Raw genomic sequence first — 14,004 nt, forward strand, 5'->3', positions numbered from 1 at the left:
AATTCAAGGCGTAATTTGACGTAAATGGCTATTCCCTTTGCGAAAATTACAACGCAGCAGTAAGTTGTTTTAACCAGTAAAATAGATCAGCTATTTATCGGAATTGGTATAAATCGGCAAATAATAACAATGAAGAAACGAGGAGCTATTCACACAAACAATATATCGAAATAACATTACTAAATTTCGAATAGAAATGCGTGATGACAAAACACAAAATTCACAATAAATTAATTACAATAAACTTTCAGGGTGGTATTTAACCGACACAGACAGAGGGGTGGCACTCTCTTATTTTTAACTTCTCATTACAAAGGTAATTAATGATGCTTTTAAATAAAAAACTCCCAGCTTTACTTATATGTTCAACTCTCACAGGTAGTTTATTATTTGGCTGTAGTACCACCTCAGACAATGTAGATACTCTAATGAAAGGTGAGTTGCTACGTAATGGTCAATTTACTAATGGCTTCGATGGTTGGTGGGCTACAGGTGCAGAATTAAATGTAAAAGATACTGAAGGTTGTATCAACATTACCACCGCAGGTAGCAAACCTTGGGATGTGATTTTAGGCCAAGGAGGCTTTGGGCTAATAAAAGGAATGAGTTACACATTAGAATTTACCGCTCGCGCTAATGTAGATACTAAGTTCAATGCCGTAATTCAACATGAAGGCGCACCTTATACCAACTATTTTAGCAAAGAGATATCTGTAAGCAGTAAGTCAGCACCGTTTACTTTAACCTTCACTCATCAGGAAAGTAGTGACCCTAAAACAGATTTCCAACTACAATTCGGCGCTCAAAAAATAGCGAACGTCTGTGTTCGTAACCTATCTCTAAAAAGCAATTAATATCAATTAACCTACTTTGCTCCTATGCCACGCTTTGCCAGTGGCTTTTCTTGCTAAGTTGTAACACAACAAAGGATTATAAGACAAAATGGAAAAACAAGAAGCGATTGCTTTACTGCAATTAAAAGGCAAAGCGTTAACCGAAAAAAACATCAAACAAGCATACAATGCAATAGCTGAGCCTATTCAAATGGAGGCCATTAATGCATCAACAGCTGAGTTAGTTAAAAAGCATATGGCAACACTTGATAGCCTTAACCAAGCGCAAACAGCTTTATTAGATAGTATTGATGAGCCCAATACGTTAGATAATATAGCTGAACCTTCTCTCCATACGAATATCAATAGCATCAAAGAATCGATTGTTGCGAGACAAAGTAATACCCAAATACCGATAATAGATACTTCAAAGAAGGGCGTTCAACATCATACTTTTCATGAGCTCCCAAAAGAGAGCAAAGATAAATGTATACCTCAAGCGAATAGGCAAGCGGAAATTAATAACACTAACCGTAGCACAAACAAATTAGTACTTATCTTCCTCACCGCTATATTACTAGGTGGTGGAGCTATCGCCTATCAACAGGGTTGGTTAAACCATTTTATAGGAAACCTTAACTCAGTTGAGAAAGAGTTCTTTTTACAGCAACGAATGGAGGGGACACAATTATTAGAAGAGATCAATACTCAGGTTCAACGTTTAGATAAAGGGCAACGTGATTTATCTGCAGAGCTAGAAATTGCTGAGAGTGATCCTGTTAAGATAGACAACCTTGAAGCGTTACACTTCAGGCAGCAACTTATCCAAGAGTATCTTGCGGAAGGAGCCCTCCTATCAGAGTTAGCAGGGCAAACTACTCAAGCACAAAATATTTTGAATAATCAACAATCTAAACCTGAAGATAACTTACAAGCGCTGCAGTTACTTCATGATGCCAATCAAGCATACCAAAATATATGGCAGCAGTTTAATGCTAGTCAGCACTTATATACCATTCAGCAAGACGCGCTACAAGCACAAGCAAAACTAATGCGAGCCTTGGAAACCTATCAGCTAATTGCATCGAGTGAAATCGCGCAAGCTAACCTGTTGATGGATACCGCAAATGCAACCAAGCAAGCTTGGCAATATACCAAGGCGATAAAATACTATCAGGAAGCATCTACGACATTTATTGCATTACTTGCACACATAGCAAATTTACAAGAATCAAAAAAAGAGGCGTTTACAGCTAAAGATAAAGTAGATCAAATAGTTAAAGAACACAATTTAAAATCTCCAGATATACAACAAGCTTCTGATTTAATGGAAAAAGCAGAAAAAAGTAGCCGTGGAGGTTATATCGAAATTGCAATTTCGACGTACCAACAAGCTGAACAACATTGGTACAAAATATTCGGCGATTTAGCAAGACAAGTTGAAGCGATACAAAAGAATAAAGCTTCAAAAGAAGCTGAAATAGCATTAGAAGCTAAAATAGCAGCAGAAGCTAAAATGGCGTTAGAAGCTAAAATAGCAGCAGAAGCCCAAATAGCATTAGAAGCCAAAATAGCAGAAGAAGCCAAAATAGCAGCAGAAGCCAAACAAGTATTAGAAAAAACAAGAGCTGAAAAACAAGCGCAAATGCTAAATAAATATGTTGGCCCTTTAGTTTTAATAAAAGATGGTAAGTTTCAAATGGGCTCAAACGATGGTGAAAAGAGCGAAAGCCCCGTTCATAGTGTGAGTGTTAAGCCATTTAAGATGATGGCTCATGAAGTAACTTTCGAACAATGGCAGGCATGTGTAAACCAAGGCGCCTGTACTTATTTACCGTCAGATAAAGGCTGGGGAAAAGGTACCCGTCCAGTTATATCGGTCAGTTTCAATGATATTGTCGATGAATATATTCCTTGGTTGAATAAAGTAACAGGGATGGAGTTTAGTTTACCGAGTGAATCACAGTGGGAATATGCTGCACGTGCAGGTAGCACAACTCTATACAGTTGGGGAGATGAGATTGGAGACAACCTTACCAACTGTGACTCTTGTAGTCGTTTGAAGCATCAACGGACTGTACACGTACAGAGTTTTGATGCTAACCCATGGGGATTATATGATATGCATGGTAACGTGGCTGAATGGACACAAGATTGTTGGAATGAAAACTACAATGGGGCTTTGGATAACGATGCCGCGCGGTTAGATGGAAATTGTGATATGGCGGTGTTACGTGGTGGTTCTTGGAATTCGCCCCCAACTCAGTTGCGTTCAGCTAATCGTGAACATAGGGCAGTGAGTAATCGAGACTCTGGTAATGGTTTCCGTTTAGTTCAAAAGTAATATTTCTATTATTCAATTCTCACTAAACTGGACATTACAATTTTGAATGAAACTATACGCTATCGCAGTTAATGTTTTCAAAAGGCTCATGCTTACTTTGCTCTAGCCGGAGACACATATTCAGATCATATAGCTATATTACCAATTCCAGTAAATAGCTGATCTATTTTACTAGTTACAACGCAAAGAATTAAGATTTCATTTGTTTAAACGAGTTAGAGAAAGAAACTAAGATAAAGGAATAGCTGATGTCACAATCTAATCAAACAGATAATCCAAGTGGTAAATATCAATCCGCTAATAACAAAGCCGTTGTTGACATCACTAAATATCAAAATCTAGAAGATAAAATAAGTTCAGAAAGAGCTGCATTTGACCAAGTAATGTCACAAATGAATATTGCTGATCGGCATACTTTTGAAGTGCAATATGAAAGAGCTTGGCAACAAGCAAGTGATAAAAGAGAACTACTTTCTCTACTCATTTGTGAAATAGACTTCTTCAAAGCATATTTCGATAAGTATGGCTATCAAGGTTCAGCTTTCATGCTGCTAGTTATTAGTCTTGCACTAAAAAATACTTGTGAGAAATTTGATTGTTACCTAGCCCACTATCAGGGTGGTGAGTTTGCCGTCATAATTAAAGGGGGCGATGTAGAAACAGCAGAGGAGGTTGCTGAAGCGCTAAGGCTTGCTGTCGAAGAATCTCATACAGAACATAAGTTCTCGGAAGTCAGCGATGTTGTGACACTTAGCATTGGTATCTCTAGTATTTATCCAACAACGATGGATACGTTGTTCCAAAAATCAACGCATGCATTGCAGAGTGCTAAAAAAACAGGACATAATCGTTTTTTTAGCAATGTTGAATTAAAGATTAAACAAAATGGCTTTGCAGATAACACTTCAGAGCTTAAAGATTCTCAAGAAAGCGGCTTTGAGCGTTCAATATCGCAAATACATATATATAATCGCCGCGAATTTAATCATTACTTTGTCAATGCTTGGCAAGAAAGCACAACAAACAAAGAATTATTATCAATGGTGATTGGAGAAGTTGACTTCTTTAATGACTATGAACAACACTATGGTCAGGAAAACAGCGAAGAAATTCTTTTGCTAGTTGCTTGTACATTAAAAAGTAAATGCGAAGAGTTTGGCTGTTTTATTGCACACCTTGAAGAGCAAAAGTTCGTTATATTAATTAAAGGGGGTAATGCTACAAAAGGTTTAAAAATAGCCAAAACACTTCATGAGTCTATTAAAGATCTTGCCATGGTGCATGCTTACTCTCCCATTCAAAATCGCTTAACAATGAGTTTCGGTTTGTCTAATATATTACCAACTGATGAAAACACAATGAAATCTTTGATGTTAAAAGTTGATAATGCCTTAAGAGATGCCAAATCTTCAGGATATGACCAAATTAAAGTCTGTTAAAGCTAATAGAACAGGTTTAAAGGTGGATGAGCCAACCCCATTCAGCTAACCTAAGCTGTAGTAGCTCAGACTTAATCGACCCTGTAAATAATTCTGTGTAACTGCAGTTTTTAAATGTAATCTTTAAGACGGTCTTCAAATGCTATCATAAAGCGATTTAAGGCCGTTTTCCAATTCCTAATTGGCATTGTCCATTTCTTTGATGCATCCATCACAGCAAGATAGACTACTTTTTTAGCGGAATCATCCGTTGGGAATACCTTGCGATTTTTAATGGCCTTTTGCTTCATCGGTCTAAGTGCTGTAATAACGTGAGGGGCTGTAATTGAAGTGATTGGCTGTTTGCCGATAATTGGGAAAATATGATTTATCAGGGTATTTAGCAAAACTTAAATTGGCTCGCTTTGGTGTGATTGGTCGATAATAATTAAACAGCCACAATTTTAAGTCTGTAGGCTTAATTCTTAACGCAACCCATTGCCATCATTGATGGTTGTATTCTTTCTTATGTGGTTTTGCTTTCTTGATTTGAGTATCTGTTAAGGGGGCAATTTTAATCGCCTTAGTAACATTTTGCCAGTGTTACCTAAAACGTAGGATTATGCAAGACGTTAAAAAAACACTACTGGACTACGCATTGCGTTAATAGCTTGTATTTACGTTGTTTTTAATTAGTTTATGGAGTTTAAAGACTTTAAAAACAGGGGGGATGGTGCTGATAGGCGGATTCGAACCGCCGACCTCACCCTTACCAAGGGTGTGCTCTACCAACTGAGCCATATCAGCAAAAGGGAATCTGATAATGACCTACTCTCACATGGGGAGGCCCCACACTACCATCGGCGCAGCTGCATTTCACTTCTGAGTTCGGAATGGGATCAGGTGGGACTACAGCGCTATTATTATCAGAAAAAATTTACTATAAAAGCCCCAATCACAGGATTGGGGCTTTTATAAGGAATTAGGCGCTTGGCGATGACCTACTCTCACATGGGGAGACCCCACACTACCATCGGCGCAGCTGCGTTTCACTTCTGAGTTCGGAATGGGATCAGGTGGGACCACAGCGCTATGTTCGCCAAGCTAAAAAGTTAATTAGAAAAGCTGTCTATTATTCTTTAATCTTGCAAGTTGTAAAATATATTGTCGCAAACGTACTTTTTCTTGGTTACATCAACACGTCTTAGGTGTTGTATGGTTAAGCCTCACGGGTAATTAGTACAAGTTAGCTCAATACGTTACCGCACTTACACACCTTGCCTATCAACGTTGTAGTCTCCAACGGCCCTTTAGGGGACTTAAAGTCCCAGTGAGAACTCATCTTGAGGCTCGCTTCCCGCTTAGATGCTTTCAGCGGTTATCGATTCCGAACGTAGCTACTGGGCAATGCCATTGGCATGACAACCCAAACACCAGCGGTTCGTCCACTCCGGTCCTCTCGTACTAGGAGCAGCTCCTCTCAATTCTCAAACGCCCACGGCAGATAGGGACCGAACTGTCTCACGACGTTCTAAACCCAGCTCGCGTACCACTTTAAATGGCGAACAGCCATACCCTTGGGACCGACTTCAGCCCCAGGATGTGATGAGCCGACATCGAGGTGCCAAACACCGCCGTCGATATGAACTCTTGGGCGGTATCAGCCTGTTATCCCCGGAGTACCTTTTATCCGTTGAGCGATGGCCCTTCCATTCAGAACCACCGGATCACTATGACCTACTTTCGTACCTGCTCGACGTGTCTGTCTCGCAGTTAAGCTGGCTTATACCATTGTACTAACCTCACGATGTCCGACCGTGATTAGCCAACCTTCGTACTCCTCCGTTACTCTTTGGGAGGAGACCGCCCCAGTCAAACTACCCACCAAACAATGTCCCAAACCCCGATTCAGGGGCCATGGTTAGAACTCAAAACATACAAGGGTGGTATTTCAAGGTCGGCTCCACGTCATCTGGCGACAACGCTTCATAGCCTCCCACCTATCCTACACATGTAGGCTCTAAGTTCACTGCTAAGCTGTAGTAAAGGTTCACGGGGTCTTTCCGTCTAGCCGCGGGTACACTGCATCTTCACAGCGATTTCAACTTCACTGAGTCTCGGGTGGAGACAGCATGGCCATCATTACGCCATTCGTGCAGGTCGGAACTTACCCGACAAGGAATTTCGCTACCTTAGGACCGTTATAGTTACGGCCGCCGTTTACCGGGGCTTCGATCAAGAGCTTCGACCTAAGTCTAACCCCATCAATTAACCTTCCGGCACCGGGCAGGCGTCACACCGTATACGTCATCTTGCGATTTAGCACAGTGCTGTGTTTTTAATAAACAGTTGCAGCCATCTGGTATCTTCGGCCGCCAATAGCTCCATCCGCAAGGGACTTCACCGTCAGCGGCGTACCTTCTCCCGAAGTTACGGTACCATTTTGCCTAGTTCCTTCACCCGAGTTCTCTCAAGCGCCTTGGTATTCTCTACCTGACCACCTGTGTCGGTTTGGGGTACGATCCTTATATTTCTGAAGCTTAGAGACTTTTCCTGGAAGCATGGCATCAATGACTTCATCACCTTAGTGACTCGACATCGTATCTCAGTGTTAAGAAAACCCGGATTTACCTAAGTCTTCCACCTACATACTTGAACCTGGACAACCATCGCCAGGCCCACCTAGCCTTCTCCGTCCTCCCATCGCAAAATATAAGGGTACGGGAATATTAACCCGTTTCCCATCGACTACGCCTTTCGGCCTCGCCTTAGGGGTCGACTCACCCTGCCCCGATTAACGTTGGACAGGAACCCTTGGTCTTCCGGCGGGGAGGTTTTTCACCCCCCTTATCGTTACTCATGTCAACATTCGCACTTCTGATACCTCCAGGATGCCTTACAGCTTTCCCTTCGACGGCTTACAGAACGCTCCTCTACCATGCCTATAAATAAGCATCCGCAGCTTCGGTGATATGTTTAGCCCCGTTAAATCTTCCGCGCAGGCCGACTCGACTAGTGAGCTATTACGCTTTCTTTAAAAGATGGCTGCTTCTAAGCCAACTTCCTAGCTGTCTAAGCCTTCCCACATCGTTTCCCACTTAACATATACTTTGGGACCTTAGCTGGCGGTCTGGGTTGTTTCCCTTTCCACGACGGACGTTAGCACCCGCCGTGTGTCTCCCGTGATTGCACTTGTTGGTATTCGGAGTTTGCATGGGGTTGGTAAGTCGGGATGACCCCCTAGCCCAAACAGTGCTCTACCCCCAACAGTGATACACGAGGCGCTACCTAAATAGCTTTCGAGGAGAACCAGCTATCTCTTGGTTTGATTGGCCTTTCACCCCCAGCCACAAGTCATCCCCTAATTTTTCAACATTAGTGGGTTCGGTCCTCCAGTTGATGTTACTCAACCTTCAACCTGCTCATGGCTAGATCACCAAGTTTCGGGTCTAATCCCAGCAACTATTCGCCCAGTTAAGACTCGGTTTCCCTACGGCTCCCCTATACGGTTAACCTTGCTACTGAAATTAAGTCGTTGACCCATTATACAAAAGGTACGCAGTCACCGAACTAAGTCGGCTCCTACTGCTTGTACGTACACGGTTTCAGGTTCTATTTCACTCCCCTCACAGGGGTTCTTTTCGCCTTTCCCTCACGGTACTGGTTCACTATCGGTCAATTAGGAGTATTTAGCCTTGGAGGATGGTCCCCCCATATTCAAACAGGATTTCTCGTGTCCCGTCTTACTCGTTTTCACTGTAAAGAAGTTGTCATATACGGGACTATCACCCTGTATCGTCGGACTTTCCAGACCATTCTACTAACTTCTAAACAGCTTAAGGGCTGTTCCAATTTCGCTCGCCGCTACTTTCGGAATCTCGGTTGATTTCTTTTCCTAAGGGTACTTAGATGTTTCAGTTCCCCTCGTTCGCTTCGTTAAGCTATGTATTCACTTAACGATGACACTAAGTGCCGGGTTGCCCCATTCGGAAATTCCAGGATATAACGCTTGTTATCAACTCCCCTGGACTTATCGCAGATTACCACGTCCTTCATCGCCTCTAATTGCCTAGGCATCCACCGTGCACGCTTATTCACTTAACCATACAACACCTAAAAAGTGTCACGCAGTGACGCGTTTTAGGTATTGTTCCCAACAAGAGATTGACGTCTTTTTGTCAATGTCTGAGTGGGCAACACCATTTGGCATCACTACTTAATACTGATTTTTGTTTTGTATGTCGTTTCCAAGACGCTTGCGATTTCTCATATTTTACAATACAAAAAACAACATTCGTTTTTCGTGCACCTATCAATCATATGATTGAGTAGATACGTACTGTTCACATTTCACTACGTGAAAAATGAACTTTTTATTTTTGCTTGATTACAATGATTAATAAATTAATCATTGAGAACAATTTCGTTTCGTTTAAACATATTGATATCTATATCGATACGTTCAAACAGAACTTTATCAGCTTTCCTAATTGTTAAAGAGCAAACTTTTTCGTAAAAAAAAGCTTAAGATAAATTATCTAACTTATCTTAAGCCTCTCCCTCTAAAAGAGGTTCATGTTGGTACACTTACTAATGTAAGTGGTGGAGCTAAGCGGGATCGAACCGCTGACCTCCTGCGTGCAAGGCAGGCGCTCTCCCAGCTGAGCTATAGCCCCAACATGGTTTGTATAAACAGATTGTTCACAATTTCAAGTAAACTTACAAGAAATTGGTGGGTCTGGGCAGATTTGAACTGCCGACCTCACCCTTATCAGGGGTGCGCTCTAACCAACTGAGCTACAGACCCAATAACGGCCTGTCATACGTCTTTATCATTCTAATCAAACAATCTGTGTGAACACTCATTATTGTGAATTTCTTTACGTAAGGAGGTGATCCAGCCCCAGGTTCCCCTAGGGCTACCTTGTTACGACTTCACCCCAGTCATGAACCACACCGTGGTCATCGCCATCCCGAAGGTTAAGCTAATGACTTCTGGTGCAGCCCACTCCCATGGTGTGACGGGCGGTGTGTACAAGGCCCGGGAACGTATTCACCGTGGCATTCTGATCCACGATTACTAGCGATTCCAACTTCACGGAGTCGAGTTGCAGACTCCGATCCGGACTACGACAAACTTTATGAGATTCGCATACCCTCGCAGGTTAGCAACCCTTTGTATTTGCCATTGTAGCACGTGTGTAGCCCATCCCGTAAGGGCCATGATGACTTGACGTCGTCCCCACCTTCCTCCGGTTTATCACCGGCAGTCTCCCTAGAGTTCCCGGCTTGACCCGCTGGCAAATAAGGATAGGGGTTGCGCTCGTTGCGGGACTTAACCCAACATTTCACAACACGAGCTGACGACAGCCATGCAGCACCTGTCTCAGAGCTCCCGAAGGCACTCATCAATCTCTTGGTGATTCTCTGGATGTCAAGGGATGGTAAGGTTCTTCGCGTTGCATCGAATTAAACCACATGCTCCACCGCTTGTGCGGGCCCCCGTCAATTCATTTGAGTTTTAACCTTGCGGCCGTACTCCCCAGGCGGTCTATTTAATGCGTTAGCTTTGAAACCCACGGCATATAGCCACAAACTTCTAATAGACATCGTTTACTGCGTGGACTACCGGGGTATCTAATCCCGTTTGCTCCCCACGCCTTCGCGCCTCAGTGTCAGTCTCTGTCCAGGTGGCCGCCTTCGCCACTGGTATTCCTTCAGATCTCTACGCATTTCACCGCTACACCTGAAATTCTACCACCCTCTACAAAACTCTAGTTAACCAGTTTCAAATGCAGTTCCAAGGTTGAGCCCTGGGCTTTCACATCTGACTTAATTAACCACCTACGCGCGCTTTACGCCCAGTAATTCCGATTAACGCTCGCACCCTCCGTATTACCGCGGCTGCTGGCACGGAGTTAGCCGGTGCTTCTTCTGCGAGTAACGTCACAGATACAGGGTATTAACCTGCACCCTTTCCTCCTCGCTGAAAGTGCTTTACAACCCGAAAGCCTTCTTCACACACGCGGCATGGCTGCATCAGGGTTTCCCCCATTGTGCAATATTCCCCACTGCTGCCTCCCGTAGGAGTCTGGACCGTGTCTCAGTTCCAGTGTGGCTGGTCATCCTCTAAGACCAGCTAGGGATCGTCGCCTTGGTAGGCCTTTACCCTACCAACTAGCTAATCCCACTTGGGCTCATCTTGTCGCGATAGCTTATAAATAGAGGCCACCTTTGGTCAAAAGACATTATGCGGTATTAGCAGTCGTTTCCAACTGTTGTCCCCCACAACAAGGTAAATTCCCAAGCATTACTCACCCGTCCGCCACTCGTCAGCAAAATAGCAAGCTATTCTCTGTTACCGTTCGACTTGCATGTGTTAAGCCTGCCGCCAGCGTTCAATCTGAGCCATGATCAAACTCTTCAATTTAAAGTTTAATTAGGTTATTTTCTACGATGTAGAATTTAACCAAGCTCAATATTACTGACTAAAACTAAAGAACTTACGTTCTTTTTGTTATTCTGAATTAACCACCAAATATAAATATTTGGCCTGTTAATCATTGAAAGATAAATCTTTCAATGTAAATGAATTAATTCGTGTGTCACTTCTATTGATGTTACCTAAACAAGTTAGGTGTAACTTTCTGCAAGCAGAAGCGTTACTTTTTGATTATTTGAAATCACATCAACAATAAGTGCCCACACAGATTGTTTGATTAAATTGTTAAAGAGCTGCCTTGCGGCGAGGTGCGTATATTACGCGCCTTTCGAACAATGTCAACGTCTTATTTTACATTTCTTACGAAGCGATAAATGCGTTTCTTTTATTCTCAAACTGGTTGCTAACTTGCGTTACGCCCCGTGTCTGTGGATGCGCATTATAGGGATTCAGATCACATTGGCAAGCGTTTTTTCTATAAAAATCGGTTATTTTTGAAATTATTTTTTATACCTGACTCGCAAACAACTTACCCACAAAAACAACGATGTTATCCACAAAGTTATCCTTTAAAGTTGTTTTGCTATCGCAGCCAAATCATCGTAGATAGCTGTCGCAATACTTTTACCTTCTTCGGTAATCTCTTTACCTGTACGCACCAGATAATTGCTTTTTATACCCGCAGCTATGCCAGCTTGTAGATCAGAGACTTTATCACCCACTAAAATGGATTCATTAACATCTATATTAAGATCTTCAATCGCATTCAATATCATCCCCGGTTTTGGTTTGCGGCAATCACAATCGACTTTATATTCACCTAACCCTTTTTCTGCATGGTGAGGGCAATAATAGATGCCATCTAAATCAACACCTCTATCAGCTAATGACCAATCCATCCACTCTGTTAATGAATGAAACTGTTCTTCACTAAAATAGCCTCGTGCAATACCGGATTGGTTAGTGATGACAACGAGTAGATAACCTTTCTTTTGCAGATCTTTACAGGCATCTATTGCACCATCTATAAAATGAAAATCATCAACCTTTGACACATAGCCATTATCAACATTGAGAACACCATCGCGATCAAGAAAAATGGCCCGATTTCGATTTGCTATTGTCATAATGTTTCCTATCACTGTTACTAGATTAATTAAAGATGCTATTATGCCATTCAACTTTAATAACGACTAATATTAAGAAGCGATTATGTTACGATCCACCCTTTGCATCTGTGCTCTTATTTTCACTACTGCTTGCAGTAATTATGATTTTACATCCAACTTAGACAAAGAAAATTTCACGGACTATTTCAAACCATCTGAAGTAACCATTTATTCAAAAGAACAATTACCCAAATTAGATTACACCTTTATCGCGACTGTAGAAGGTAGCAGCTGCCAAGAAGAGGCGAATGACCGCCCCGCAGATATAAAAGAAGCAAGAACGAAAGCGCGTATTCAAGCTGCTGACCTCAATGCTAATGGGATTGTTATTCAAAGCTGTTTAAGTTTTGAAGCTGATGAAACCTGCTTATCAAATATCATCTGCTATGCTCAGGCGATTCATGTAAATTTGCCAGAAGAAACAAAATAACAATGCCCCATTTATTTCACCATATTGGCTTGATCCACTCACCTTATAAAGAGAAGTTCGCCGTACCTAGACAACCTGGTTTAGTTACTTGCGCAAAAGGCGAGCTGGAAATATTAGCACCGTATAATGATCTAAATGCCTTTAATGGGCTAGAAGCATTTAGCCACTTATGGCTGATTTTTGTTTTTCACAAAAATAATAACATAGCTAAAAGCAATGGTTGGAGCCCAACGGTACGCCCACCTAGATTAGGTGGAAATGAGCGTATGGGTGTTTTCGCAACTCGTTCACCATTCCGTCCGAATCCCATCGGTTTATCACAAGTTCGCTATCACGGCTTAAGGCAAGCAGACGGTAAAATTTTTCTACAACTGAGTGAAATTGATTTGGTAGACGGGACACCTATCATTGATATTAAACCTTATATTCCCTATGCCGACTCGAATCCAGCGGCATTAGCTGGTTTTGCTCAAGAGAAACCTGAAGGTATCATGGATGTGCATTTTTCTAGTTTAGCATTACAAAAAGTACAGCAGGTAAACACTCGCTATCCTGAATTACAGCAATTAATAAAGGAAGTGTTGCAACAGGATCCTCGTCCTGCTTACAAAAAGAAGAAAGTAGATGATAAAATATACGCGGTGAATTTATCAGACTTTAATATTTCCTGGCGTAACGATGACTCAACCGTCACCGTGTTAGATATAGAATCTATCGCTTAGCTAAAACATAACCCGTTACTCCGCCAACCAACGCGCCCATCGCATGACTTTCAAAGGAAACGCCTAACTCTCCAGGGAAAAGACCAAAAAATAAGCCACCATAAAATAGTAACGTGATCAGTGAAATTAAAATGTACGTTATTTGTCGACGTATAAAACCATAAACTACCAGGTATCCCCATAGCGCATAAATAACCCCACTCATACCGATATGAACACTATTACCTCGTGCAAAAAGCCAGACCAATAATCCTGTGGTAATAATAAAAAAGGGTAAAAGAACGAAATATCGTTTAATGCTATGTATGCCGATTAAAGTCGACAGCACAACAAAGGGCAGAAAGTTACTCGCTAAATGAGCAAAGTCCCCATGTAGAAATGGCGCAAAAAATATACCGATTAGATGAGGGCTAGAACGAGGCACAATGCCATAGCCATTTAAATTAAGCGCTAAAACATTATTTATAATTAAAAGAATTAAACAAATTAACATGATTGTAATGCTATATTTGGCGATAGTAAGGTAACGTTTCATAGTAAACTCTTGCAAAGTGACGGCTTAACGACAATAAAATAGCTGAAACTAGCCTGAATACTCAAATATATTTTATAAATAGAGTAACAAACCTTTAGTAGTAACTGATCC

Annotated in this window: 7 protein-coding genes, 3 tRNA genes, 4 rRNA genes and 1 pseudogene; 5 read left to right on the forward strand and 10 right to left on the reverse strand. The window is 41.8% G+C overall.

The annotated features are described in order from the left end of the window. The first annotated feature begins 323 nt into the window (after nt 1-323). The 3 genes from AB2N10_RS13110 to AB2N10_RS13120 all read left to right on the forward strand — a co-directional run bounded on the left by AB2N10_RS13110 (nt 324) and on the right by AB2N10_RS13120 (nt 4,616). On the forward strand, nt 324-854 hold the full coding sequence (locus tag AB2N10_RS13110) for a carbohydrate binding domain-containing protein (protein WP_354622823.1): 531 nt from the start codon (nt 324-326) through the stop codon (nt 852-854). Nucleotides 855-942: 88 nt separating this feature from the next. Continuing rightward, nucleotides 943-3,177, forward strand: coding sequence for an SUMF1/EgtB/PvdO family nonheme iron enzyme (locus AB2N10_RS13115; protein WP_354622824.1), 2,235 nt, complete (start codon nt 943-945; stop codon nt 3,175-3,177). A gap of 248 nt (nt 3,178-3,425) precedes the next feature. Beyond that, nucleotides 3,426-4,616 carry a diguanylate cyclase gene (locus AB2N10_RS13120; RefSeq protein WP_354622825.1) on the forward strand — a complete coding sequence of 397 codons (1,191 nt, stop codon included), beginning with the start codon at nt 3,426-3,428 and terminating at the stop codon, nt 4,614-4,616. A gap of 110 nt (nt 4,617-4,726) precedes the next feature. Here the strand turns inward: AB2N10_RS13120 and AB2N10_RS13125 are convergent. The 9 genes and pseudogenes from AB2N10_RS13125 to gmhB all read right to left on the reverse strand — a co-directional run. Continuing rightward, a pseudogene (locus AB2N10_RS13125) lies at nt 4,727-4,924 on the reverse strand (IS256 family transposase); the annotation flags it as partial. Nucleotides 4,925-5,326: 402 nt separating this feature from the next. Continuing rightward, a tRNA-Thr gene (locus tag AB2N10_RS13130) sits at nt 5,327-5,402 on the reverse strand. An 8-nt stretch (nt 5,403-5,410) separates the two neighbouring features. Then, a 5S ribosomal RNA gene (gene rrf, locus AB2N10_RS13135) occupies nt 5,411-5,526 on the reverse strand. A 57-nt stretch (nt 5,527-5,583) separates the two neighbouring features. Further along, nucleotides 5,584-5,699 (reverse strand): 5S ribosomal RNA (rrf, locus tag AB2N10_RS13140). A 111-nt stretch (nt 5,700-5,810) separates the two neighbouring features. Further along, nucleotides 5,811-8,699: ribosomal RNA gene (locus AB2N10_RS13145) — 23S ribosomal RNA — on the reverse strand. 496 nt (nt 8,700-9,195) lie between these two features. Further along, nucleotides 9,196-9,271 (reverse strand) — tRNA-Ala (locus AB2N10_RS13150). A 54-nt stretch (nt 9,272-9,325) separates the two neighbouring features. Then, nucleotides 9,326-9,402, reverse strand: a tRNA-Ile gene (locus AB2N10_RS13155). Between the two features lie 78 nt (nt 9,403-9,480). After that, nucleotides 9,481-11,025, reverse strand: a 16S ribosomal RNA gene (locus tag AB2N10_RS13160). Together the 16S, 23S and 5S rRNA genes with 3 tRNA genes alongside form the textbook arrangement of a ribosomal RNA operon. Nucleotides 11,026-11,606: 581 nt before the next feature. Continuing rightward, the gene (gene gmhB / locus AB2N10_RS13165; protein ID WP_354622826.1) at nt 11,607-12,164 is read right to left on the reverse strand and encodes a D-glycero-beta-D-manno-heptose 1,7-bisphosphate 7-phosphatase; all 558 of its coding nucleotides are present in this window, start codon (nt 12,162-12,164) and stop codon (nt 11,607-11,609) included. Between the two features lie 85 nt (nt 12,165-12,249). Here gmhB and rcsF point away from each other — a divergent pair, with 85 nt between their 5' ends. Continuing rightward, the gene (gene rcsF, locus AB2N10_RS13170) at nt 12,250-12,636 is read left to right on the forward strand and encodes an Rcs stress response system protein RcsF (RefSeq protein WP_354622827.1); all 387 of its coding nucleotides are present in this window, start codon (nt 12,250-12,252) and stop codon (nt 12,634-12,636) included. A gap of 2 nt (nt 12,637-12,638) precedes the next feature. After that, entirely contained in the window at nt 12,639-13,358 is a 720-nt protein-coding gene (gene tsaA / locus AB2N10_RS13175) for a tRNA (N6-threonylcarbamoyladenosine(37)-N6)-methyltransferase TrmO (RefSeq protein ID WP_354622828.1), read from the forward strand. Here the strand turns inward: tsaA and AB2N10_RS13180 are convergent. Further along, nucleotides 13,348-13,893, reverse strand: a complete 546-nt coding sequence (locus AB2N10_RS13180) for a rhomboid family intramembrane serine protease (protein ID WP_354622829.1) — start codon at nt 13,891-13,893, stop codon at nt 13,348-13,350. The two genes, tsaA and AB2N10_RS13180, sit on opposite strands and share 11 nt — an antisense overlap. Between the last annotated feature and the right edge of the window lie 111 nt (nt 13,894-14,004).

This window comes from Psychromonas sp. MME1 (genome assembly GCF_041080865.1).
In the GTDB taxonomy this organism is placed as follows: Bacteria; Pseudomonadota; Gammaproteobacteria; order Enterobacterales; family Psychromonadaceae; genus Psychromonas.

Coding starts and splice junctions, on each gene's coding strand:
- AB2N10_RS13110 (WP_354622823.1), top strand. CDS start 324: ATGATGCTTTTAAATAAAAAACTCCCAGCTTTACTTATATGTTCAACT.
- AB2N10_RS13115 (WP_354622824.1), top strand. CDS start 943: ATGGAAAAACAAGAAGCGATTGCTTTACTGCAATTAAAAGGCAAAGCG.
- AB2N10_RS13120 (WP_354622825.1), top strand. CDS start 3,426: ATGTCACAATCTAATCAAACAGATAATCCAAGTGGTAAATATCAATCC.
- gmhB (WP_354622826.1), bottom strand. CDS start 12,164: ATGACAATAGCAAATCGAAATCGGGCCATTTTTCTTGATCGCGATGGT.
- rcsF (WP_354622827.1), top strand. CDS start 12,250: ATGTTACGATCCACCCTTTGCATCTGTGCTCTTATTTTCACTACTGCT.
- tsaA (WP_354622828.1), top strand. CDS start 12,639: ATGCCCCATTTATTTCACCATATTGGCTTGATCCACTCACCTTATAAA.
- AB2N10_RS13180 (WP_354622829.1), bottom strand. CDS start 13,893: ATGAAACGTTACCTTACTATCGCCAAATATAGCATTACAATCATGTTA.